10 protein-coding genes are annotated in these 25,628 nt (G+C 67.9%); 2 read left to right on the top strand and 8 right to left on the bottom strand.

Annotated features, from left to right (window positions below):
• The first annotated feature begins 8 nt into the window (after positions 1–8).
• Positions 9–842, top strand: coding sequence for a DegV family protein (locus H7I87_RS10530; RefSeq protein ID WP_033711360.1), 834 nt, complete (start codon positions 9–11; stop codon positions 840–842).
• A 9-nt stretch (positions 843–851) separates the two neighbouring features.
• On the opposite strand, the gene H7I87_RS10535 is transcribed toward H7I87_RS10530, so the two are convergent.
• The 8 genes from H7I87_RS10535 to H7I87_RS10570 form a co-directional block, all read right to left on the bottom strand.
• Entirely contained in the window at positions 852–3,758 is a 2,907-nt protein-coding gene (locus H7I87_RS10535; protein ID WP_003875889.1) for an MMPL/RND family transporter, read from the bottom strand.
• Positions 3,755–4,222: an MmpS family transport accessory protein gene (locus tag H7I87_RS10540; protein WP_003875890.1), complete on the bottom strand. Its 468-nt coding sequence runs from the start codon at positions 4,220–4,222 to the stop codon at positions 3,755–3,757. Before H7I87_RS10540 ends, H7I87_RS10535 begins: the two co-directional genes overlap by 4 nt.
• A 140-nt stretch (positions 4,223–4,362) precedes the next feature.
• Positions 4,363–5,418, bottom strand: a complete 1,056-nt coding sequence (locus H7I87_RS10545; protein ID WP_033711358.1) for an NAD(P)H-dependent amine dehydrogenase family protein — start codon at positions 5,416–5,418, stop codon at positions 4,363–4,365.
• 66 nt (positions 5,419–5,484) lie between these two features.
• Positions 5,485–6,135, bottom strand: a complete 651-nt coding sequence (locus H7I87_RS10550) for a GAP family protein (protein ID WP_003875893.1) — start codon at positions 6,133–6,135, stop codon at positions 5,485–5,487.
• 40 nt (positions 6,136–6,175) lie between these two features.
• Entirely contained in the window at positions 6,176–7,912 is a 1,737-nt protein-coding gene (locus H7I87_RS10555) for an AMP-binding protein (RefSeq protein ID WP_076220990.1), read from the bottom strand.
• Positions 7,913–7,960: 48 nt separating this feature from the next.
• Positions 7,961–9,091 carry an acyltransferase PE gene (gene pe / locus H7I87_RS10560; RefSeq protein ID WP_019733233.1) on the bottom strand — a complete coding sequence of 377 codons (1,131 nt, stop codon included), beginning with the start codon at positions 9,089–9,091 and terminating at the stop codon, positions 7,961–7,963.
• Positions 9,092–9,131: 40 nt separating this feature from the next.
• Positions 9,132–12,140 (bottom strand): MMPL/RND family transporter, encoded by a 3,009-nt coding sequence (locus tag H7I87_RS10565; protein WP_080708756.1) that lies wholly within the window; start codon positions 12,138–12,140, stop codon positions 9,132–9,134.
• A 118-nt stretch (positions 12,141–12,258) separates the two neighbouring features.
• Positions 12,259–13,680 (bottom strand): condensation domain-containing protein, encoded by a 1,422-nt coding sequence (locus H7I87_RS10570; protein ID WP_023870968.1) that lies wholly within the window; start codon positions 13,678–13,680, stop codon positions 12,259–12,261.
• A 905-nt stretch (positions 13,681–14,585) separates the two neighbouring features.
• Here H7I87_RS10570 and H7I87_RS10575 point away from each other — a divergent pair.
• Positions 14,586–25,625: a type I polyketide synthase gene (locus H7I87_RS10575; protein WP_033726752.1), complete on the top strand. Its 11,040-nt coding sequence runs from the start codon at positions 14,586–14,588 to the stop codon at positions 25,623–25,625.
• Positions 25,626–25,628: the final 3 nt, after the last annotated feature.

Here is a 25,628-nt window from a genome sequence, read left to right on the forward strand (position 1 = left end):
CGGCGCTCGTGGCTGTCGTGGTGGTCACCGACTCGTCGGCGCGTCTGCCGGCCGACCTGCTCGGGCAGTGGGGGATACGCGTCGTCCCGCTGCACATCCTGCTCGACGGCACCGATCTGCGCGACGGTGTGGACGAGGTGCCCGCCGACATTCACCAGCGCGCGGCGACGACCGCGGCGGCCACCCCGGCCGAACTCGCCGACGCCTACCAGCAGGCGCTGGCCGACAGCGGCGGCGACGGCGTGGTGGCGGTGCACATCTCGTCGGCGCTGTCCGGGACCTGCCGGGCCGCCGAACGTACCGCGGCCGACCTGGACCCCAACCTGCGCGTCGTCGACTCCAAGTCGGCCGCGATGGGCACCGGCTTCGTCGCGTTGGCCGCCGCGCGGGCGGCGGCCGCCGGCGCGCAGCTGGACGCCGTCGCCGACGCCGCCCGCGCCGCCGTGTCCCGCGGGCACGGCTTCATCGTGGTGCACCGGCTGGACAACCTGCGCCGCAGCGGGCGCATCGGCGGCCCGGCGGCCTGGCTGGGCACCGCGCTGGCGCTCAAGCCGCTGCTGCGCATCGACGACGGGAAACTCGTTCTGGCCCAACGGGTCCGCACCGCCGGTCATGCGACCGAGGCGATGATCGATCGGGTCTGTCAGGTGGTCGGCGACGGCGCCGCCGCGCTGGCGGTGCACCACGTCGACAACCCGGGCGGTGCCGCCGAGGTGGCCGCCGCGCTGGGCGAGCGGTTGCCGGCGTGCGACCCGGCGATCATCACCGAGCTGGGCCCGGTGCTGGCGCTGCACGTCGGGGCGGGCGCCGTCGCGGTCGTCGTGCAGCAGCCGGGGTCCTAGGCCCGCGCGCTACGACGCCGCCGGCACCGGCCGCCGCGCGTTGTCACCCCGCGGGTGCACCACCATCGGCCACCAGAACCAGCGGCCCAACAGGGTGGCGATCGACGGCATCAACAGCGTGCGCACGATCAGCGTGTCCAGCAGCAGACCGATGCACACCGTGGACCCGAACTGGCCGAGCACCCGCAGCTCGCTGCCCAGCATGGCCGCCATGGTGAAGGCGAACACCAGGCCGGCGGCCGTCACCACCCCGCCGGTGCCGGCCATCGACCGGATGATGCCGGTCTTGAGCCCGCCGTGAATCTCCTCGCGGAACCGGGAGACCAGAAGCAAGTTGTAGTCCGATCCGACGGCCAGCAGGATGATCACCGACAGCGCCGCCACGATCCAGTGGATCCGGATGCCGAACAGGTCCTGCCAAATCAGCACGGACAGACCGAAAGACGCCGCGATCGAGCTGGCCGCGGTGCCGACGATCACCAGCGCGGCCACCACGCTTCGGGTCAGCAGCAGCATGATCATGAAGATCAGCGTCAGCGCCGACACCACGGCGATCATCAGGTCGTACTTCTCGCCGTCGGCCATGTCCTTGAACGTCGCGGCGGTACCGCCGAGATACACCCGGGCATCCGACAGCGAGGACTGTTTCAGCCCCTCCTGCGCGGCGGTGCGTTCGGCGTCGACCCGCTTGATCCCCTCCGGCGACATCGGATCGCCCTGATGGGTGATGAAGAACCGCGCCGACTTACCGTCCGGGGACAGGAACATCCGCAGACCCGTCTGGAAGTCGGGGTTGTCGAACGCCTCGGGCGGCAGGTAGAAGAAGTCGTCGTTCTTCGACGCGTCGAAGCTCTGACCCATCACGACGGCGGTGTTGCTCATCGCCTCCATCTGGTCGATCATCGCCTTGAACGTCTGATACAGCGTCAGGGTGATGCCGCGCGTCGTCTTCAGCGTGGTGATCAGGGTGGGGAACAGCGCGGTCAGGTCGCGCGAGGCCTTGGCCGTGTGCGCGATGTCGGTCGTCAAATAGTGGAACTGCTCGGCCAATTGGTCGAACCCGTCGAATGTGTCGAACAGCGACCGCAGCCCGATGCACACCGGAATGTCGTAGCAGTGCTTCTCCCAGTAGAAGTAGGTGCGGATCGGCCGGAAGGTGTCGTCGAAGTCCGCGATGTGGTCGCGCAGGCTGTCGGTGATCTGCGACGTCACCGCCGTGGTTTTCGCGCTGTCGTCGGCGGCGTTGGCCAAATCCATCGACACCTCGTATTGGCGTTGCGTGGTGTCGATCTGGGTCTGCAGGTCGTCGGCCATCTTGAGGATGTCGTTCATGCGCTCCTTGAGGAAGCCCATGTTCTGCATCGTCGTCTGGCTTTGCACGCTGTTCTGGAACGGAATCGAGCTGTGCTGGATCGGGATTCCCAGGGGGCGGGTGATGTCCTGCACCATGGCGATGCCCAGCGTGCGCATCTCGTTCTTGGCCACCCGGTCCAGCACCAGCATGTCGGCCGGGTTGCGCATGTCGTGGTCGGATTCGATCATCAACAGGTCCGGGTTCATCCGCGCCTCGGAGAAATGCCGATTCGCGGCCTCCTGTCCCTGATTGGACGGGGCCGACAGCGGCAGGTAGTGCCGGTCGTTGTAGCTGGTGTGAAAGCTCGGCAGGGCGATCATGCCGACCAGCACCACCGCGGCGCTGACCGCCAAAACCGGTGCCGGCCAACGCACTACGGCCGTGCCTACCCGGCGCCACAGCCGACCCCGCTTGGCCTGCCGTTCGAAGAAGTGGAACCGGCTGCCGACGAAGACCACCGCGGGGCCCAGCGTGACGCCGGCCAGCACCACCACCAGCATGCCGATCGCCACCGGCGCACCCATGGTGTTGAACCACGGCAGCCGCGAAAAACTCAGGCAGTAGGTGGCACCGGCGATCGTCAGGCCCGACCCCAACACGACCGGGGCGACGCCCTTGAAAGTGGTGTAGTACGCCGATTCCCGGTCCTCGCCGGCGGCCAGCGCCTCCTGATAGCGGCCGATCAGGAAGATGCCGTAGTCGGTTCCCGCGGCGATCGCCAGCATGGTGAGGATGTTGGCGGCGAAGGTGGTGAGCCCGAATGCGTTGTGATACGCCAGAACCGCGACCACACCCCGTGAACACGCCAACGCGACGAAGGTCATGAACAGCTGCACCAGCGTGGTCACGATGGACCGGTAGACCAGCAGCAGCATGATCGCGATGGCGCCCAGGGTGAACAGCGTGATCTTGGCCAGGCTGGCGTTACCGATGATGTGCATGTCGTCGGACAGCGCCGCCGGGCCGGTGACGTAGGCCTTGACGCCGGGCGGCGCCTTGTTCTCGTCGATGACCTTGCGGACGGCGTCGACGGATTCGTTGGCCAGCGTGGTGCCCTGGTTGCCGGCGAGGTTCACCTGCACATAGGCGCCCTTGGCGTCGGCGCTCTGCGCCCCCGCGGCCGTCAGCCGGTCGCCCCAGAAGTCCTGGATGTGCTGGATGTGCTTGGGGTCCTGGCGCAGCTGGCGAATGAGGTTGTCGTAGTACTTGTGGGCGTCGGGGCCCAGCGGCTGCTGACCCTCCAGCACGATCATCACGGTGCTGTTGGAGTCGAACTCGTGGAAGTTGTGGCCCAGCCGCATCATCGCCTTCATCGACGGCGCATCGAGCGGTGTCATCGGCGCCGAGTGCGCCTCGCCGACCTTTTCCAGCGTCGGCACGATGACGTTCACCAGCACCGTGACGAACAACCAGCCCAGGATGATGGGCACCGCGAAGATGCGGATCGCATGCGGAAGGTAGGGCCGGTGGCCCCGCTCGGCCTTGGACAGCCCCTTGACGTTGATCGGACCGGTGTCGGCCGCGCTCAGGTCGGGTTGGGTCTTGTTGCTCGCGTCGCTCATGCGGATTTCACCAGGCAGAAGGTTTGGGCGTTATGGCCGTCGGAGTTCTGGTTGTCGCGGACGACGCCGTCCACGGTGATCTTGCAGCTGATGGTGCTGCCGTCGCTTTGGGCCATGATGTTGGCGCTCACCGAGGGCAGCGTGGTCGAGATCGTGGTCGACCAGGGCAGCGGGGCGTTGTTGACCTGATGGGTGTTGGCGTTCTCGTCCCAGTAGTTGATGTTGGCCGTGCTGCCGGGCGCGCCGGAGATTTCGTAGACGACGACCTTCGGGTTGAACTGCACGATTTCGATCCCCTTGCCCGCGTTCGCGTTGAGATCCTCCGACCCGAAGATCTTGTGCAACCGCGACACGATCAGCGCCGAGACGGCCAGCACGACCACCAACACCAGCGGTATCCACGCTTGTTTGCGCGCGCGGCTCAGGACGCCTGGGCGGCTCTCTGAGTTTGGACCAGCCACCACCTGACCGCCTTCCGCAAAGCTCACCAACCGTCGCCGACGACACCGATGTCAACGGAACATTTGCTCAGCTAGGCATCCTAACCTTAGTGCACGCAAGCGTTCCTCCCGGGGGCCGTCCGGTGTGGCGAACGGCATAGGCATCAGCCCAGCCGGCCGGTGACCGGCGGTAGATCCGCCAGCGTCACGATCCCCGGTCTGGCCGCCACCACCGCCGGCACCGCGTTGGTGACCGGCATCGCGGTGTAGATCATGCCGAGCCCCATGAATCCGGGTTCGGTCCAGTCCTTGGGCGGCAGGCAGTGCAGCACGGTGCGCATGTTGGGCAGCCCGAACACCTGGATGACGTGGCCGTGCTCGAGCGGTTTGGGCGGCACCACGTGATCGCCCATGGTCCAGTTGAACCCGACGCTGACGACGTTGCGGTCGCCGACCCAGCCGCGGTGATAGCCGTAGACGCTGCCGACCGTGCCGGCCGGAATCTTCATGAAGCCCAGGTCGGAGTCGCCGGTGGCCGCGGTGAAGGTGACGTCGAAGGTCATCTTGTCCAGCTTCGCCCCGATCGCGTCGGCCATCATCGCCGCCGACTCGGCGAACACCTCGCTTTCCCGCCGCACGCTTTCCGCCAGGCCCGGGGTGTCCGGGTCTTGCGAAAACCCCATGGCCGTCTGGGTTTCCGCCGATTCGTAGGTGGAGCAGTCCACCGACTCGGTGATCCGGATCTCGTCGACCCGCTCGCAGGACGCGGACAGCACCATGCCGACCATGTTGGTCATGCCCGGATGTGCGCCGCTGCCGAAGATCGTCGAATTGCCCTTCCGGCAGGCCTCTTCGATGCGCCGACGGTCTTCGGGCGTCTGCTTGCCGCCGGTGATCCAGGCCGCGCTGGTGCACACGTTGACGCCCGACTCCAGCAGCCGCACCAGCTCATCGACGTTGGGCCACAACGGGTTATAGCAACACGCGTCGGCGCCCAGGGACAGCAGCGCGTCGATGTCGTTGGTGGCCGCCACCCCGGTCGGCTCCGGCCAGCCCGCCAGCTCGGCGGCGTCGACGCCGACCTTCTCGGCGCCGTGCGCATAGACCCCGACCAGTTCCATGTCGGGCCGGCCGATGATGGCATGCAGCGAACGCCGCCCGATGTTGCCGGTGGTCCACTGGATCACCCGCAGCGGACGGGTGGTGCTTGGCTTGCTCATCGGGGCTCCTTTGCCGTGCGATTGCCTCATTATGTTCATCCCGGCTCCGCGCCCGCGCGCCGGGCCTCAAAGTCCGGTCACGCCGACCGTGAGGAACACACAGCCGGCCGCGGCCAGCAGGACGGCGACCTGAGGTCTGCGGCGCGATCGAATCCAGTTGTGCAACGCCGTCATCGACGCGGCGGTTCTGGCGGGCGCCACCAGATAGGCCAGCAGCGGAATCTCGACGAGGGCGAAGGCCACGACGTTGAACAGCAGCAGCGCGCCGACCTGCGTCGCGGCCGCCGCGCCCGAGGCCACGATGACGGCGAGCGCGGCGAGATAGTCGACCGAGGGCAACGCGATGCCGAGGCCGGCGAGGCCCGCGACCGACAACGAGTCGCCGTTCAGCAACCGTTGGGCCGGCCGCGCCATCGCGGCGGGCCGCGAACCCAACCGGCGGGGGACGTCCACCGCCAGCGCCGCCGCGACCAGCAGCGCCAGCACACCGATCAGTAGCTGAACCTTCGGCACGGTGAAGTAGCTGGACCCCAGCAGCACCCGCCGCAGCAGGAACAGCACCACCAGGCCCACCGTCATGCCCATGGCGAAACCGCCGGCCAGGAACGCGAGCAACTGCAGCACCGGTCTGGGCCGCGTCATCATCAGCACGGCCATGCCGATGCGGAACGGTTCGACGCTGACGGCCGCGGCCATGACCAGCACGGTGATCAACATCGATATGCCTGTGAGGCGGCCCGATCGGCGAGCGCCTCCCTCAGCTGTCCAACCGGGTGAATTGCCGCTGACGGTACTGCTCGATACAGCCGGCGCGGCGGATCTTGCCGCTCGTCGTGGTGGGAATGGATCCGGGCGATACCAGCACGACGTCGTCGACGTTCAGGCCGTGCGCGTTGGATATCGCCGCCGTGACATCGCTTTTGACGCTCGCGATTCGGTGCGACGTGTCCGCCGAATCGCTGCGCTCTTTGAATTCGATTATGGTGACCAGCTTTTCGGTGCCGTTGGCCGGGACCGATATCGCCGCGACCCGGCCGCGGGTGATCTCGTGCACGGTCGCCTCGATGTCCTCGGGATAGTGATTGCGGCCGTTGATGATCAGCAGGTCCTTGATGCGGCCGACGATGAAAAGCGCGCCGTCGAAAAGGAAACCCTGATCGCCGGTTTTCAGCCAGGGCCCGCCGGGCGTGCCGGGCGAGGGATCCCGCAGCGTGGCGCCGAAGCAGGACTGTTCGTGCGGCAGCTTGCGCCAGTAGCCGTCGGCCACGTTTTCGCCATGCACCCAGATCTCGCCGACCACGCCGGGCGGGCACTCCCGCTGGGTGTCGCCGTCGACGATGCGCAGCGTCGGTGACTGCGGCACTTGGTATTTGACCAACGCGGTGCCGGACCCGGCCGGGCACCGCCGGGCGCGTCCGGCGGACAGTTCGTCGGTATCGAAGCGGACCGCTCCCGACGATTCATTCCAGGTGCCGGCCGCCGCGAAGACGGTCGCCTCCGCCAAGCCGTACGACGGACGCACCATCTCGTCGCGAAAATTGAAGTGCGCGAACCGATCAACGAAGCGTTGCAAGGTGGCCGGCTCCACCCGTTCGGCGCCGCTGATGATGCCCAGCACCCCACCCAGGTCCAGGCCGGCCAGGTCGCCGTCGGTTGTCTTGCGGGCCGCTAAGTCGAAGGCGAAGTTAGGTGCCGCCGACCACGCGTGCGGGCTGCTGGCCAGGGCCTGCACCCATCGGGCCGGCCGCTCCAAAAACGAAAGCGGACTGCTCAACTCGCCCCGGTAGCCACCCAGGACCGGGGCGCAGACCCCGAGCACCAAACCCATGTCGTGGTAGAAGGGCAGCCAGGACACGATGGTCAGATCCGAGGGGGCCTTGACGTGGGCGTCGGCGAAAAAGCCGCGCATCAGCTGTTCGAAATTCACCTTGAGGTTGCGGTGCGAGATCATCACCCCGGTGGGCTGCCGCGTCGAACCCGAGCTGTACTGCAGATAGGCGACGCTGGGCAGGTCGGCCGCCCGCACGTGTGGTCCGCCGTCGACGTCGAGGTTCAGCGAATCGATCTCGACGATCTTCGGAACTGCGTCCAGGCAGGCCTTGTCCACGTATTCGGTGATGTCTTCGGCGACCGCGGACGTCGTCAGGACGACGGACGGCGAGGTGTCGGCAAGCACCGCGCTGACCCGCTCATGACTCGAGCCGCGGTGCGGCAACGGGAGTGGAACCGCGACGAGCCCGGCCTGCATCGAGCCGAGGAACGCCGCGATGTAGTCGAGGCTTTGGGGCGCAAGGATTACCGCCCGGTCTCCCACCGAACCATGAAGGTGAAGCTCACGCGCCACGTTGATGGTTCTGCGCGACAGCTGAGACCAGGTGAGGCTCTCCCGAACACCCGCCCAGTCGCGCTCGTAATCGGTGAAGGTGAACGCGATGTCAGCGGGACGCAGGCTGGCCCGTGCGTGCAGCATCGACAGAATAGATGACTGGGACATAGGCATCACATCACGTCCGTACTGATAGTCGGTTTTTCGTGCTCGGAGTCAGTGGTCGGCTTCGCCCGCGCCGTGCGACAACACGGACATGGCCCCGGCCATGATCTGCGACAGCGGGTCGGCGCCGCCGCCGAACGTCGCCTGGTTGGCCGGCGCGGTGACCTCGGCCGGGTCGAAGCCGTGCACCGGGTCCACCTGCACCGGGGCGGTCGCCGGGTCGTCGTTGCGTGAATAGCCCGCGTTCACCCGGGGGGTCAGGATCGCATCGAGCTTGTTCAGCGTGTTTTCGTCGATCCCGATGTATTTCAGCGGCATCACCAGCGGAAGGTGCTTTTCCGGGATCATGATCGTGGTGTCTTTGGCGCCACGGGAGTTGATCGTGGTTCTGATGTTCTGCGGCGGCACCATGCTCGGATTGGTGAAGGCCACCGCGGTGTGACCCGTCGCCAGCCCCATCAGCGTGTTGGCGAGCGCGAACATGTTGTCCGGCCGATCGGGAAAGTCCGCGATCGAGTCGTATGCGGCGACGAACCTGTTGGTGTCGTACTGGCTCTCATACGGCGGCGGCATGGTGTAGTCCAGTGCGGGAACGACGCTGCCGACTCCGAACATGGCGGTCAGAAAGCTCTGACCGAAGGCGTGCCGCCCGATCGGGTCGCCGAACGTGGCGAAGTTCAGCGTGTTCGGCGGGGGAGCGGTGGGGTCGTTCGCCAATCGGGCCTGCTCGCCGTCGACCACGAACGCGCCCTCCGACAGGCCGATCGCGGTGCCGGGGCGCCCGGTGGTGCGAATCGCCGCATCGAGATTGTCGATCCCCTCGGCGACCGATTCGCCCACGCTCGGGCCGTTCATGCCCAGGCCGGGGAAGGATTCGTCGAGCTTGCCGATGCCCGGGAAGAGTCGCTCGAGCACGTGTCCCTGCACCTGCCCGGCCGGGTAGCGAACGATTTGGCGCTGCTGGCCGGGAAACCAGTCCGCGCCCTCCATACGGATGTATTGGTCGTAGGGGATGCCCAACACGTGCGCGCCGCCAAGAGCGTAGGCGGTCTGGTCGCCCGGCGCGCCCGGGGTGGGCGGTCCGCCGATGGGCCCGCCGTCGGCCGCTGCCGTACCGATGCCGAAATACCCTGCGGTACTGACACTTAACAGCGCCGTCACTCCTGCGAGTAGTTGCTTCATCCCTACTCCTGACCCGTCGGCTTCTCTAGTCTCACATACGTCATGGGTGCCCGCTAACTGGGTTCCGCCGGACGGCAATGCGTGACGGCCACCAGTTGGCCCGTCCGGCCAGCGCCGCGATGGCGGGAACGGTGACGGTGCGCACCAGGAAGGTGTCCAGCAGGATCCCCACCCCGATCACCACACCGCCCTGCACCACGGTGCCGATGCTGGAGAACAGCAGACCGGACATCGAGGCCGCGAAGATCAGACCCGCGGCGGTGATCACTCCACCCGTGGAACTCAGGGTGCGGATGATGCCGTAGCGCATGCTGTGCGGCGACTCGTCACGCATCCGGGAGACCAGCAGCATGTTGTAGTCGGCACCCACCGCGACCAGCACCACGAACGCCAGTGGCGGCACGCTCCAATGCAATTGCTGGCCGAGCAAAAATTGGAAGACCAACACGCCGACGCCCACCGCCGACAAATACGAAATGACCACGGTGGCAACCAGATACAGCGGCGCGACGATCGCGCGCAGCAGCGCCATCAACGTCAGGAGCACCACCAGCAGGGTGACCGCGATGATGAATTTGATGTCGTGCTGGTAGTAGTCCCGGGTGTCTTTGAGGCCGACGGTGTATCCGGCCATCGACACCTCGGCATCGGCCAAGGCGGTATTGGGCTGGGCGCCCCGGGCCGTGGCCGTGATCGCGTCGACCTGATCCATGGCTTGGGTGCTGAACGGGCTCAGTTTGCTTTGCACCAGGTACCGCACCGAGTGGCCGTCGGGTGAGATGAACACCTTGGCGGCCTCCTGGAACTGCGGCAGACGCAGCAGCTGCGCCGGGATGTTGAACCCGGCCATCGCCGGGTGGGCCGCGTCGTGCTTCAACGACAACAAAAACGCCGCCGACTCGCTGAGCCCCGCGCCCAGCTGCTTGACCTTGTCGACGAGTTGGGCCACCGCGTCGGCCACCTGCCGGCTGCCGCCGGCGAATTGGTCGGCGCCGTTTTGCAGGGTGGTCAGGTTGGACTGCAGGCCGCCGGGCCGATCCATTCCCATCGCCCGCAGCACGTCGTTGAGTTTGGCGAAGGCGTTGCGCAGCCGGTCGGTGGATGCTTTCAGGGCCCGTTTGTCGGGATAGGCCTGCAGTTGGTGAGACAGGTCATCGATCGCGTCGAGGTCGGCCTGACCGCGCGGACCCACCAATTGCTCGAACGTCGCGCGGGTGGCGCTGCACGACGAGTCGGCGTCGCAGACCGGGTTGCCCTGCAGCGCCGCCAGCACCGGGCCGATCCAGGCGAACATGTTCTTGGCGGCGGTGAAGTTCCACCCCATGGCGTTGCTGAGCGAGTTGACGTGGTCGACCAGCCGGGCCGCGATGTCGACCTGGTTGACCAGCGCGTCGCCGCTGTACTGGTTTTTCGTCGACGAGAACGCATTCTCCAGTTCGCGCACGCTGGCGGCGAGCTGGTTGACCTGGCCGCGGACGTCGCCGAGGTTGTCGGCCAGGGTGCCGGCCCCCCGGGCCAGGCGGTTGAGGTCGTCGGTTTGGTCGTTGATCATGGTGGACCCGCCGGCCAGCATGCTGCCGATCGCGCCGGCCTGATACGTGGCCCGGAATTGTTCCGGCACGTTCCCGGTGGGGCGGGTGATGCCGCTGACCACGCTGACGTTCGGCAGTTGGCTGACTCGATCGGCCAGCTGTTCCAGGTCGGCGAGGGCCTGCGGGGTGCGAAGGTCGTGCGGTGACCGGATGAGGATGTACTCCGGGATGGACTGATTCACCGGGAAGTGGCGCTCCAGCGCGGCGTAGCCGACCGAACTCGGGGCCGACGGCCGCAACGCCTTGCGATCGTCGTAGTTGTAGCGCACCAGGCCCGCGCAGCTGGCCAGGATGATCAGCACCAGCACGCTGGCCACCAGGTGGGTCCGCGGCCGGCGCACAATGCGGATGCCCGAACGCCGCCACAGCCCGGTGGTCAGTTCGCGCCGCGGCCTGATCCAACCCCGCGGCCCGGCGAGCACCATGATGGCCGGCAGCAACGTCACGGCGGCGAGAAAGGCCACGCCGATCCCGATCGCCGACGAGATCCCGACCGTCTTGAACACGCCCATCCGGGCGAAGCCGATCAGCAGAAACGTGATCCCGACCGTACTGGCCGACGCGGTGATCACCTTGCCGATCGAGATCAGGGCCTTCCTGACCGCCTGATCGAAATCGTCCCCCCGGCGCAGATAGTCGTGATAGCGGCTGATGAGAAAGACGGCGTAATCCGTCCCGGCGCCGGCCATGATCGCGCTCAGGAACACGATGGACTGGTTGGATACGCCCGAGCCCGTCAATTGCGAGTAGCCCGCCACGGCCGCCTGCGCGATCACCAGCGACAACAGGATCGTCACCAACGGCAGCAGCATCGTGACCGCACTGCGGTAAACCACCAGCAGGACGACGAGCACCAGAACGGCGATCGCCAGCTCGATCGGCAGTCGATCCCGCTCGCCCGCGACGGTGAGGTCGGCGACGGTCGCCGCGGGGCCGGTGAGGCTCACCGTCAAAGACGTTGCGGCCGGACCGTTTTCATGTTTTTCCAGGGTCTGTTTGACGATGCCGGCGATCCGGTTGAACGCCGCGTATGACTGCGGGGTGCCCAACTCGCCCGCGACGCCGACGGGCAGTACCCAGGCTTTGCGGTCCTTGCTGGTCACGGCCGAACGCAGCGGCGGCGCGCTGATGAAGTCCTGCACCATCACCACGTCGCGGGTGTCCCGGCGCAGCGCGTCCACCAGCCTGCGGTAGACGGCTTCGTCGGCGGGGCCCAGACCCTTCTCGTCGGTCAACGCCACCAACAGCAGGTCATCCGAGCCCGATTCGTGGAACGCCTCGGTCATCTGGCGGGCGGCGACATTGGACGGTGCGTTGCCGGGCAAGATCGCCAGCGGATGCTTCTGGGCCATCTCGGCCAGGGACGGGAAGGCCAGCGGCAGGGCGACCGCCAATGCCGCCCAGAACCCGATCACCAGCCAGGGCCAGCGCACCACGAAATCGGCTATCCGGCGCATCTCGACCTCATCCCCGGCCGGCGCGGTCGGGGACACCCGGCGGCGGCACCCGCCGACGCCGCAGCCGAGCCGCGCGATTCTCCACGCGATCTTTCAGGAGCCATCGAACTAACCCACGCTACGCAACGCGCCCCCAATGCCCGGTGTCGGCGACCCGCCCGCATACGGACCTCATCGTCTCCGTGTAGCGGGCAACCGACTTGTGAGCGACCGGATTGTCCGGGTACATCATGGCCATGGCCGTGCCCTCGCCGTACCGGAACACGTAAATGGTGAGCTGATAGGAATACCGGCCGTCGGAGTAGATCCCGATGTTGTTCGCATAGCCGAGGTCGGCCGCGGCGAGCACCGCATTGAGGGGAGCGGCGCCGGCGTGGAAGAAATTCGAGACCGGAAAGTTGGGTTGCGGCCACTTCAGCCAGGGCGCCAATTCCAATACCCGGTAATAGGGCACCTTCGCCAATTGCTGGCCCGAATCGAACGAGGTCTGTGCTGTCCACGCGGCATCGGCGAACGAGGCCGCCGCGATGGGCACGGTGATCGGGACCAGGCCGGTGAACCAGCCCTGCGTCATGAAATTGTCCGTGGTTCGGCGGGTGTCCCGGGGGGTGAGGCCGTAATACGTGAGGGCGCCGGTGAGCTCGTGCTCCACCAGGGCGATGCAGGCGAACAAGCCGCCGATGAACCGCACGCCGACGGCGGTGCAGGCCGATTCGAATCGCTCCGTCTGTTCGGCCTCCATCACCAGCTCGGAGACCATGGCGCTGGCGGTCGCCTCGGACGGGTTGCCCAGCGGCAGCGGAAATTCCGGAAAGCTGCCATTGTTGTTCTCCGCGAAGTCGATCCACGCGCGCACTTCGGGCGAATCCACGGTCAACGCCGACGTGTACTCCCGCTCGCGGGCGCAGAAGTCGTCGAAGCTGCCGGCATCGGGCAGCTCGAGGGGTTCGCCGCCCGCGCTCGCCGCCGCATACATGCCGTTGGCCTCGAGCATCGTCGTGCCGATCAGCGTCGCGTCCCCGTGCACGTGATCCATGGCGGCGAAGAAAGTGAAATATTCCTCGTTTTGCACGACCCCGAACGTGAAGCAGCCCCACTCCAGCGGATTTGGTATCGCCACGACATGAGCGCGTATTTCCTCCGCCGTCATTTCGCCGTGGTGGATCGGGGCGAATTCGATGTCAGCGGGGTTGCTGACGGTGTGCCTGACGAACTCCCCATCGCCGCTGTGGTGGAACCAGCTGCGGAATGTGTCATGGCGCCGCAAGTAGGCGTTGACGGCGTAATTCATCGCCGAGATATCGCAACGGCCCGGCACGTCACAGGTGGCGATGATTTGACGGGAAAAATCGAGCCCCGCGGCGGTCCGCTCGTGATAATTGCGCAAATGCTGGCCCTGCATGTAGCTGACCGGAACGGGACTGGCCGGCGCTTGGCGCACCTTCTCGGCCGCCGCGGCGGTCGGGTGCCAGGAGGTGACCGGTCCGGGGGTCGGTGTCCAATCACCGAGCGAGCCGATGGTGATTTTCCCGATGCGCAATCTGTTCTCCTCGGTCCGGACGGCCGCGGTTCGGCCCCGCTGGCGGCACCAACATAACCCCGGCGGCAATGGCCGTCGCCGCGAAGCGCGGATATGCGTGCAACGGCCGACCGGCACGGCGGTGTTGGCGGGACGGATCCGGCCCCGCGCCGGACACAGGCCGGCGCGGACACTTGACGATACCCGCGCGATTACCCGACGATACTGATGCAACGCTCCGCGGAGAAGACCCGTACTCGTTGACCTTGCAGATGCGCAACCGGAACGGCATGCGTACATTCGCTGTACGACTTGTTCGTTCGCTGCCACAGGTTTGCGTCGGTGATCCAGCAGCGGCTGGGCCGCGGTAAAGACCCTTGAGCTTGCTGGGAGTGTCGAGATGTCGGACGAACGCCGTGTGGGAGCGGGCTGATCATCGCACCTCTGAACGCGTCCGGGCGCATGCATTGCGTTGCGGGACAAGGCATTCCGCGTGACGGTCGAAATCGATCGGATCCGATGAGGCGACCCTGTGGTTGCCGAGCGGACGGGCGGGAGACCTCGCGCTCGGTTGGTTGTCTGCGGTGGGATGGACAAGGGCCCCTCGGGCAGGCGGATGTCAGCGGCCCGGCGGCGGCATCCGCCCGCCGGTCCGGTCCCGCGCTCGTGTTGTATCATCGCCGCCTATACCGAAAGCCTTCCTGCAGTCCATTCGATTGGCGGAAAGCGCGAATTTGGATGCGGTGCTTGAGGATATCGACGGCGTCTCGGGGTGTTGGCACTCCGAGCAGGGGCCGGTGAGTGTGCGGCCAGGAGCACGACGGTTGCCGGAGGCAGGACCTGGTACGGAACACCACGGCGGTGGTGCTGAAAGGCCGGCCCGCGACCATGGGTCCTTCGCTGGCTGAGGGAGAGAGGACAACCGCATGTCGACCGTCGAGGGTCTGAGGGACCCGGCGTCCAGTTTCGCGATCGTTGGCTATGCGGCGCGTTTTCCCGGCGCCGCGGACGCCGATGAATTCTGGCGGGTGCTGGCCGAAGGCCGGGACGCGGTATCGGAGGTGCCCAAGGACCGGTGGGACGCCGACGAGTTCTTCGACCCGGATCCCGACGCGCCCGGCAAAGTTGTCACCCGCCGGGCCGGTTTCGTCGACGACGTAACCGGGTTCGACGCGCCGTTTTTCGGCATGTCGGCGCGCGAGGCCAGGCTGCTGGATCCGCAGCATCGGCTGCTGCTCGAGACGGCGTGGCGGGCGGTGGAACATTCCGGCACCGCGCCAACGGATTTGGCGAACACCAACACCGGTGTGTTCATCGGAATATCCACCCACGACTACCTGGGGATGGCCTCCGACGAGCTGACCTACGACCAGATCGAGGCTTACACGGCGATCGGGACATCGTCTGCCGCCGCCGCGGGACGGATCAGCTATCGGTTGGGACTGCAGGGCCCGGCGGTCGCGGTGGACACCGCGTGCAGCTCGTCGTTGGTGGCGATCCATCAGGCGTGCCAAGCGCTGCGTCTGGGGGAGTGCGACCTCGCGCTGGCCGGCGGCGCGAACGTTCTGCTCACCCCGGCGACCATGATCACCTTTTCCCAGGCACACATGCTCGCGCCCGACGGGCGATGCAAGACCTTCGACGCGGCCGCCGACGGCTACGTCCGTGGTGAGGGATGTGGCGTCCTCGTTGTGAAGCGGCTCGAGGACGCGATCCGCGACGGCGACCGGATCCGGGCGGTGATCCGGGGCAGCGCCATCAACCAGGACGGCGCATCGGGCGGTTTGACCGTGCCGAACGGCGTTGCCCAGCAACGAGTTATCGCCGAGGCGCTGCAGCGCGCCGGCATCGCACCCGGCGACGTCGACTACCTGGAGGCGCACGGCACCGGCACCTCGCTGGGCGATCCGATCGAGGTCCAGGCCGCAGGTGCGGTGCTCGGCGTGGGGCGCGAGGCGAGCAGACCGCTGCTGATCGGCTCGGTCAAAACCAACATCGGGCACCTGGAAGCGGCCGCCGGCATCGCGGGCGTGATCAAGGTGATCCTGGCGCTCGAGCACGGGATGCTGCCGCAACATCTGCACTTTCGCGATCCGTCGCCGCACATTCCCTGGGATCGGCTTGCGGTGCAGGTCGTCAAGGAGGCGACCGCGTGGCAACGCAACGGCCGGCCCCGCGTGGCGGGCGTCAGCTCATTCGGGTTCGCCGGAACCAACGCGCACGTCATCCTCGAGGAAGCGCCCGACGGGACGGGTCGGGCCGCGGTACCACCGGCCGCCGTCCGGCCGCCCGGTCAGCGCCGGTTCCACGTACTTCCGCTGTCGGCGCGAACGCCCGCCGCGTTGGTGCAGATCGCCGGCGAGTACCGCGACTGGTTGAGCGCGCATCCCGACACCGCCCTGGCCGACCTGTGCTTGACCGCCGGGGCGGGCCGGGCACACTTCGAGCACCGGGCCGCGCTGGTGGTGGATTCGACGGGGTCCGCCGGTGAGTTGCTCGCGGCGCTGGCCGACGACCGGCCGGCCCCGGGACTGTTGCGCGGGGTTTGCGAGGACGCGCCGAAAACGGCGTGGCTGTTCACCGGTCAGGGCAGCCAGTACGCCGGCATGGCCAGGGAGTTGTTCGACACCGAGCCGGTGTTCGCCGAGACGCTGACCCGCTGCGCCACGGTGCTCGCCGATGTTCTCGAAAAGCCGTTGCTGGACGTAATTTTCGATACGGATGACCCGGCCAACGAAGCGACGTTGCGGCAGACCAGCTACGCCCAGCCCGCCTTGTTCGCCGTGGAGATGGGTCTGGCCCGGCTCTGGCAGTCCTGGGGCTTCGAACCCGACGTGGTGCTGGGCCACAGCGTCGGCCAGTATTCGGCGGCCTGCGTTGCCGGCGTGCTGCGCCTCGAGGATGGGGCGCGGCTGATCGCCGAGCGCGGCCGGCTGTTCGGCAGTTTGCCCGCGGGCGGTCGGATGGTGGCGGCGTTCGCCGCCGCGGCCCGCGTCGAGAGCCTCACCGACGAGTTCCCGAGCTTGTCGGTCGCCGCGTACAACGGTGCCAACACCGTGTTGTCGGGACCGGGGCAGGAGCTGGAGCAGGCGGTGGCCCGGTTGACCGCCGAGAAAGTCCGGTGCGACTGGCTCGACACCAGCCACGCGTTCCACTCGGCGCTGCTGGATCCGATTCTCGACGAGTTCGAGTCGTATGCGAACCAGTTCGATTTCGGTCCGCCCCAACGGATCTTGATCTGCAACCGAACCGGCTCCGCCCTGGGCAGGAGCGTGAAACTCGATGGGGCCTATTGGCGTCGCCATGCCCGCCAACCGGTCGAGTTCGCCAAGAGCGTTCACACCCTCGCCGACCTGGGCTGCAAGGTGTTGCTGGAGATCGGCCCCCAACCCGTGCTCACCGCCGCGGCCCTGCGGGCCTGGCCCGACCCGGCGACCGCGCCCCGGGCGATCGCATCATTGCGCCGCAACACCGCCGACCACCGCCAGATCACCGAAGCGCTTGCCGAGGCCTACATTGTCGGCCACCTCCCGGACTTCAGTGCCGCCGTCGGTCCGGCGCGAAAGCTTGACCTGCCCACCTATCCGTTCCAGCATCGCCAGTACTGGTTCAGCGAACAGCGGGTCCCGCCAGGCAGCCAACAAACCTCGACCCAGACCACGGCCGTCCGGCTTCTCGAGGACGGCCGGATCGCCGAACTCGCGAAGTTGCTCGACGGCGCGAGCGCCGATCAGCACACCCTCGATGTGCTGACGAAGCTTGCCGCACAACACAATCAACAGCGCAAGAGTCAGTCCATCGCCGAGGACCGCTACGAGATCCGCTGGGAGAAGTCCACGGTCCCTGGCCCCGAAGCCGAAGCCACCTGGCTCGTCGTCGGCGATGACGACGACGCCGTCGCGCCGCTGGTCGACGCGATCACCGCGCGCGGGCACCAGCACCGGATTCTCGTGTTGCCCGCCTCCGACGCGGACGAGGAACGACTCGAGATCGTATTGCGCGCCGCGGCGGCGGAGGAAGCGCCGCTACGCATCGCGCTGGTGGCGGCGCTGGATTCCGGCACCGCACCATCGATGCGGTCGCTGCTGCGGATGCAGCACCGGGTACTGGCCGGAACACGGCGGCTCTTCCGCGCCGCGGCCGCCGCGGAACTGCGCCAACCGATTTGGTTGGTCACCCGCGGCGCGCAACGAGTCACCGACGCCGACACCGTGTTCCCGGATCAAAGCTGCCTGTGGGGATTCGGCCGGGCGGCGTCCCTGGAATATCCGCAATTGTGGGGCGGGCTGGCCGACCTGGCGCAGGACAGCGCCGAGGAATGGTCCCGGTTGGTCAGGGTCGCGTCGGCACCGCGCGACCCGGCCGTCGGGGAGGACCAGATCGCGCTGCGCGGCTCGGACATCTACGTTCCCCGGCTGACGCGACGAAGCGGGCAGCCGGCCGCGGCTGCGCTGACATTGCGTGCCGACGCAACGTATCTGGTGACCGGCGGGCTGGGTTCGATCGGACTGGAGATCGCCGGCCACCTGGCTGCGCAGGGCGCCCGGCACCTGGTGCTGACCGGCCGCCGCGCGCCGGGCGAAGCCGCACAGCGGCGCATCGACGCCCTCAGCCAACAGCACGGATGCGAAGTCCGGGTGATCGCGGCCGATGTCGCCGACGCCCACCACGTTGCGCGGCTGCTCGGCGCCATGCGGGCCGAACTGCCGCCGGTGGCCGGCATAGTCCATGCCGCGGGCGAGATCGGCACCACCCCGCTGAGCGACCTCGAAGACGCCGAAATAGACCGGGTTTTCGCCGGGAAGGTCTGGGGCGCTTGGCATTTGAGCGAAGCCGCCGCCGACCTGCGGTTGGACTTCTTCATCAGCACGTCCTCGATCGCCTCGGTATGGGGTGGTCTGGGTCAGACGGCGTACGGCGCGGCCAACGCCTTCCTCGACGGGCTGGCGTGGCGGCTGCGTGAGCAGGGCGTCAACGGGATCAGCGTCAACTTCGGTCCCTGGGCGGCGGGCATGGCCGACGAGAACGCCCGGGCGCGACTGGCTCAGCGCGGCATCAAGACACTCTCACCCGCCGACGCGCTGGCGGGTCTGGCCGATGTCATGGCGACCGCCGCCGCGCAGGGGGTGGTGGCCCGGATCGACTGGACCCGCTTCCTGCCGCTCTACCAGCAAGCGGGGCAGCGGTCGTTGCTGGCGGAACTGGCCCGGGAGATACCCGATTTCGCCCCGGCACCAACGCCTTCCGGGAAGACGGGGCTGGTCGAGCGGCTCGCCGGCGCTCCGGTACAGCAGCGCAGGAAACTCATGACGGAGTTTCTGCGCAACGCTGTCGCCGAGGTGACGCGCGTCGATGCCGCGGAGATCCGCGAGGACGCGGGATTCTTCGACCTCGGCATGGATTCGCTGATGGCCATCGAACTGCGCCGCCACATCGAGCAAGGCGTGGGCAAGCAGATACCCGCAACCCTGGCGATGGATTACCCGCGGCTGTCCGATGTCGCCGAGTACCTGCTCGGCGACGTGCTCGACCTGCGCGGGCAGCCGGACGCCAAACCCGCACCGCCGGCGGGCACCCCGGCGCCGGCCGGCCGCACGGACGAGCCGATCGCGATCGTCGCGATGGCATGCCGTTTCCCCGGCGCCGCTGATCCGGAAGCCTTCTGGGAGTTGCTGTCCGGCGGTGTCGACGCCATCCGGGAAGTCCCGGAAGACCGATTCGACATCGACGAGTTCTACGACCCGGATCCGGAAACCCCCGGCAAGATGTACAGCCGATTCGGCGGATACCTGGACCAAATCGACGAATTCGATCCGGAGTTCTTCGGTATCTCGCCGCGCGAAGCGGTGTGGATCGACCCGCAGCAGCGGCTGGTGCTGGAAACCGTGTGGGAGGGCTTGGAGCGTGCCGGGTATTCCCCGGCCGCGCTGCGCGGCAGCCGAAGCGGCATCTTCGTGGGGGTCGGCGCCAACGAGTATTCGCATCTGCTGTCCGCCGAGTCGGTGGACAAGATCGAGCCGCACTTCATCACCGGCAACGCGCTCAACGCCATCTCCGGCCGGGTCGCCTTCGCGCTGGGTCTGGAAGGACCCGCGGTGGCCGTCGACACCGCATGCAGCTCGTCGCTGGTGGCCGTGCATCAGGCCTGCCAGGCATTGCATTCCGGTGACTGCGATTTGGCGTTGGCCGGCGGTGTCAACGTGCTGCTGAGTCCGGTGTCCAACATCGCCGCGTCGCGCGCCCGGATGCTTTCACCCGTCGGGCGATGCAAGACCTTCGATGCCACCGCCGACGGTTATGTGCGCAGCGAAGGCTGCGGGATCCTGGTGCTCAAGCGGATGAGCGACGCCGTGCGCGACGGAGACCGGGTGTGCGCGGTCATCCCGGCCAGCGCGGTCAACCAGGACGGCGCGTCCAGCGGTCTCACGGTGCCCAATGGTGGTGCACAGCAACGGCTTATCGCCACGGCGCTGAGCCGCGCCGGCCTCTCCGGCGATGACGTCGACTACCTCGAGGCGCACGGGACGGGCACCGCGCTGGGGGATCCGATCGAAGTGCAGGCGGCCGGGGCCGTCTACGGCGCCACCCGGGACACCGACCGGCCGCTGCTGATCGGATCGGTGAAGACCAACATCGGCCACCTCGAGGCGGCCTCCGGGGTCGCCGGCCTGATCAAGGTCGTGTTGTCGCTGCAGCACGAAATGCTCCCGCAGAGCCTGCATTTCGAGACCCCGTCGCCGCATATCCCGTGGGACTCGCTGCCACTGCGGGTGGTGGACAAGGCGGTTCCCTGGCAGACCAACGGCCGGCCGCGGCGAGCCGGGGTGAGCTCGTTCGGGTTCACCGGCACCAACGCACACGTGTTGATCGAGGAGGCGCCGCAACCGGTAACGACGCAAGACGCCACCCCGGCAGCCGAATCCGACGCACGCCCGGTCGACGTGCTGCCGCTGTCCGCGCGGTCACCGGAGGCGCTGCTGGCGCTGGCGCAGCGGTACGGGGAATGGTTGCACGCTCATCCCGACGCGGACATCGGCGATCTGTGCTTCACCGTCGGGGCCGGGCGTGCGCATTTCGAGCACCGGGCCGCGCTGGTGGTGGATTCGGTGCGCAGCGCACGCGAGGCGCTGGCCGACCTCGCCGACAACCGAACCCGGCCGGGAGTTGCGCGCGGCGAGTGCACCGACCCGCCGACGACGGCGTGGTTGTTCACCGGACAGGGCAGCCAATACCCGGGGATGGCGCGCGAGTTGTTCGACGCCGAGCCGGTTTTCGCCGAGACGGTGACGCGCTGCGCGGACGCCGTCGACGGGCTGCTGCCGCGTCCGTTGACCGAGGTGATCTTCGCGACCGACAAGGACACCGGTGGTGAGGCCGGAAAAACCCTGCGGAATACCGCTTTTGCGCAGCCCGCGTTGTTCGCCGTCGAGATGGGCCTGGCCAGGCTGTGGCAATCCTGGGGTGTCGAGCCCGACGTGGTGCTGGGGCACAGCGTGGGCCAATACGCGGCGGCTTGTGTCGCAGGCGTTTTCAGCCTCGAGGACGGGGCGCGGCTGATGGCCGAGCGCGGCCGGCTGTTCGGCGGCCTGCCCGACGGCGGCCGGATGGTGGCGGTGTTCGCCGACGCCCAATACGTCGAGGAGCTCGCCAACGACTGCCCCCGGGTGTCGGTGGCCGCCTACAACGGTCCCAACACGGTGCTCTCGGGTCCCGGCGCGGATCTGGAACAGATCGTGGCCCGCGGTGCCAGTGACGGGATCCGGTGCAGCTGGCTGGAAACCAGCCACGCCTTCCACTCGGAGCTGCTGGACCCGGTGCTCGATGAATTCGAGTCGTATGCGGCGCATCTGGACTTCGCCGTACCCACGCTGCCGCTGGTCTGCAACCGCACCGGTACGGTGCTCACCACCGAAACCCCGCTCGACGCCCGCTATTGGCGGCGGCATTCCCGCCAGCCGGTGCAGTTCGCCGAAAGCGTGCGTACCGTCGCGGCGCTGGGCTGCACGGTGTTGATGGAGATCGGTCCGCAACCGGTGCTGACGGGGGCCGCGGTGCAGGTCTGGCCGGAACACCTGGCCGCGCCACGCGCGATCGTTTCCCTGCGCAAGGGCGTCGGCGATCGGCGACAGATCGCCGAAGGGCTGGCCGCGGCATACGTCAGCGGTCATCGTCCCGAGTTCGCCGCGCTGCATCGTCGACCGCGCCGCAAACTCGAACTGCCCACCTACCCGTTCCAGCGGCGGCGCTTCTGGCCCAAGGCTTCCGGCATCGCCGGCATCGATGGACAGGGCGCCGCGGCATCCGGGCTGCTGGGCAGCGCGAAGGAGCTCGCCTCCGGCGACTCCGTCTACACCAGTAGGTTGTCGGTGAAGTCGCAGCCCTGGCTTGCCGATCACGTGATCTACGGCACCGTCGTCGTCCCGGGCGCGACATATGCGGCGATGGCCCTGGCCGCCGTCGGGCCACCGGCACGCGTGCAAAACGTCTACTTCTATGAGCCGATCATCTTGCCCGACAAGGCTTCTCGTGAAGTGCAGCTGAGTCTGCATCCGCTGCAGGAGGGCGGCTGGAGCTTCCGGGTGGACAGCCGCCCGTACGGCGTCCCCGATGCCGAATGGTCGTTGAACGCCGATGGCACCGTCGTCGCCGGCATCGAGGACGAGCCGGCGGCCGACCCGGCGGACCACATCGACGCCGTGATCGAGAGGTTGGACCGCAATCGCCCGCAACTGCTGTTCGACAGCTTCGCCGAAAGCGAACTGGAGTGGGGGACCACGTGGTCCACCTCGCTGAAGTCGCTGTGGATGGGCGACGGTGAGGCGGTTGGCGACGTCACCGTGGGTGACGAACTCGCCGAGCACCTCGGGACGGAGCCCATGCATCCGGTGCTGCTCGACCTGTGCACCGGAGTCGTCTTCCCGGCGTTTCCCGCCCTTCTCGCCGCCGAACAGGGCTTCAATGATCTGTTGCTGCCGTTGCGGTACGGGCAGGTGTCCCTGCGGGAGAAGATGCCGCGGCGGTTCTATTGCCGCGGGAAATGGCGGCCCAGCGCGCTGGACAGCGAAACCCAAGTCTTCGACATCGATTTCATCGATCGGGACGGTCGCCACCTGGGTGGGATACGCGAGTTCACGGTCAAGCGCGCGCCCCGCGAGGCGTTGTTGCGGGGACTGGGCGGCGATGCCACCCGGCTGCTGTACACCCTTGGCTGGCATGAGGTTCCACCCCAGCCGTCGAACGATGGTGTCGCAAATCCAAGCGGGACATGGCTGATCGCCGGCTTCGACGAACTGGGGGCTCAACTGCCGGGCTGCATCCCATTCGACCGCAACACCGATCCGGAGTCCTTCGGGCAGCTGTTGGCGCGCGCCGAGGACCGCGGCGGCCCGGTCACCGGCATCGTCTGGCGCGCAACGCAATCCGGTGGACGGGAGTCGAGCGCCGAATCCGTGGCGCGGCTGGAAACCGAGATCGCCGGGCTTCTCACCGCCGTGCACGCCTTGCAGAACGCGGATGGCTCGGCGGTCAAGCTTCCCGGTGGCCTGTGGATCGTCACCGAACGGGGCGTGGCGACCGAGTCCGGCGAGCCGGTCGACCCGGTGCAGGCGGCGCTGTGGGGACTTGGGCGCACCATCGTCAACGAGGAACCGGCGCTGCGGTGCAGGCTGGTCGATTCCGACGGGTCGGAGCAGGCCGTGCGGTCGCTGGCCGGTCTGCTCGGCGCACCCCTGGACGAACCGGAGCTGGCGGTGCGGCAGGGGAAACTCCTGGCATCCCGGTTACTGCCGTGGGCGCGCAGCGGTCATCTCGCGGTACCTCGCGGCACCGACTACGTCCTTGCCCCCACCGAACGCGGCGCGATCGACAACCTGCGGCTGATCGAGCAGGAGGCGCCGCCCCCGGCCGAGGGCTGTGTGCAGGTGCGTGTCGAGGCCGGCGGTTTGAACTTCCGGGAGGTGCTCAACGTGCTGGGCCTCTACCCGGGCGACCCGGGGCCGCTCGGCGGCGACTTCGCCGGCACCGTCACCCAATTGGGCAGCGGCGTTACCGGACTCGAGGTCGGCACGCGCGTCTACGGTTTCATGCAGGGCGCGTTCGCCAGCCGGTTCAATGTGCCGGTCCAGTTGCTGGCGCCGATTCCCGACGGCGTGAGCGCGGTGGATGCCGCGACCATTCCCGCCGCGGCGCTCACCGCCCGGCTCGCGTTCGACTGGGCCCAGCTGAAACCCGGTGACCGCGTGCTCATTCATGCGGCAAGCGGTGGCGTCGGATTGGCCGCCATCCAGCTGGCGCAGCGACACGGTGCGACCGTGTTCGCCACCGCGAGCACCTACAAACGCGCGACGCTGCGCAAGCTGGGTGTGGAATACGTCTACGATTCGCGCAGCACCGATTTCGCCGACCAGATTCTCGTCGACACCGACGGCGCCGGCGTCGACGTGGTGCTCAACAGCCTGACCAATGAGGGATTCATCGAGGCGACCGTGCGGGCCACCGCCCAACACGGCCGTTTCGTCGAGATCGCCAAGCGAGACATCTGGACCCGCGAGCAGATGGCGGCGGCCCGCCCCGATATCGCCTACGAGATCGTCGCGTTGGACTGGGCCTGCGTGGAACAGCCGGAGCACATTCATGCCCTGCTGACCGAGGTGTCTGACGGGCTGGCCAGCGGCGAGTGGAGGCCGTTGCCCGCCGAGATCTATCCGCTGGCCGAGGCGAGGACGGCGTTTCGCCGCATGCAGCAAGCGAGGCACATCGGCAAGATCGTGCTGCAGATGCCGAAACCGCTGCAACCGCGCGGTGATCGCAGCTATCTGATCACCGGTGGGCTCGGCGCGATCGGCCTGCACCTGGCGGCCTATCTGGCCCAGCTCGGCGCCGGCGAGATCGTGCTGACCAGCCGGCGTGCACCCGACGCCGCGGCGCGGCGGGCCATCGACGACATCACCGAGCGCTACCGGTGCCGCGTCCACACCTTCGCCGCCGACGTCGGTGACGCCGCGCAGGTCGAGCAGCTGCTGGCCCGGATCCGCGCCGAACTGCCCCCGCTGGCGGGAGTGGCGCATCTGGCGGGCGTGCTCGACGACGCGCTGCTGTCCCAGCAGAGCCCGGAGCGTTTCCGGGTGGCGTTGGCGCCCAAGGCATTCGGAGCCAGCTACCTGGACCATGCGACGAAGACCGACGATCTCGACTTCTTCATCGTGTCGTCCTCGGTGTCCAGCCTGCTCGGTTCACCCGGCCAGGCCAACTATTCGACCGCCAACGCGTGGCTCGACGGGCTGGTCGCAGCGCGACAGGCGCGCGGCTTGCCGGCGACCGGGGTCAACCTCGGGCCCTGGGCCCAAGGGGGGATGGCGTCGTCGGAGGCCGCGCGCGCCAACATCGGTGCGCAGGGACTCATTCCGCTGGAACCGACGGCCGCGCTGGCCGCGCTCGCCGAGGTCGTCGCCAACGGAACCGGGCAGGCGACCGTCATCAAGGCCAACTGGCAGCGGGCGGCGAAGCTGCTGGGCGGTGCTCGCCCACCGATTCTCGATCTCGTGCTGCCGAGCGCCGTCGGGGAGGCGAGTGGGGACAGCGAATTACTCAAGCAGTTGCAGGAGATCCCGGTGGCGCAGCGCGCCGCCTTCATCACCGAATTCCTGCAGCGCGAGGTGCAGGGTTTCCTGCGGCTCGCGCAGCCACCCGCCGCGACGAGCCGATTCCTGGACCTGGGCACGGATTCCCTGATGGCGGTCGAACTCCGCAACCGGTTGCACAGCCAATTCGGTGGCGCGTTCACGATCAACGCGACCGCGGTCTTCGACTATCCGACGATCGGTGGGCTGGCCGAGTATCTGGCAGGCCAACTGCCCGACGCGGAATCGGAGCCCGGTGCGGCGGTGGCCGCCAACCCGAATCCGGGCTCGGAAACCGGCACCGGTGAGGCCGAACCGGAACGTGAGGCGGCGCCCGAGCCGAGCTGATCC

Origin of the sequence: Mycobacterium timonense, from assembly GCF_025821985.1 — a bacterium.
Classification (GTDB): Bacteria; Actinomycetota; Actinomycetes; order Mycobacteriales; family Mycobacteriaceae; genus Mycobacterium; species Mycobacterium avium.

Bases quoted from the DNA above. Each gene is read 5' to 3' on its own strand.
- H7I87_RS10535 (WP_003875889.1), bottom strand. From the start codon at position 3,758: ATGAGCGACGCGAGCAACAAGACCCAACCCGACCTGAGCGCGGCCGAC.
- H7I87_RS10545 (WP_033711358.1), bottom strand. From the start codon at position 5,418: ATGAGCAAGCCAAGCACCACCCGTCCGCTGCGGGTGATCCAGTGGACC.
- H7I87_RS10550 (WP_003875893.1), bottom strand. From the start codon at position 6,135: ATGTTGATCACCGTGCTGGTCATGGCCGCGGCCGTCAGCGTCGAACCG.
- H7I87_RS10555 (WP_076220990.1), bottom strand. From the start codon at position 7,912: ATGTCCCAGTCATCTATTCTGTCGATGCTGCACGCACGGGCCAGCCTG.
- pe (WP_019733233.1), bottom strand. From the start codon at position 9,091: ATGAAGCAACTACTCGCAGGAGTGACGGCGCTGTTAAGTGTCAGTACC.
- H7I87_RS10565 (WP_080708756.1), bottom strand. From the start codon at position 12,140: ATGCGCCGGATAGCCGATTTCGTGGTGCGCTGGCCCTGGCTGGTGATC.
- H7I87_RS10575 (WP_033726752.1), top strand. From the start codon at position 14,586: ATGTCGACCGTCGAGGGTCTGAGGGACCCGGCGTCCAGTTTCGCGATC.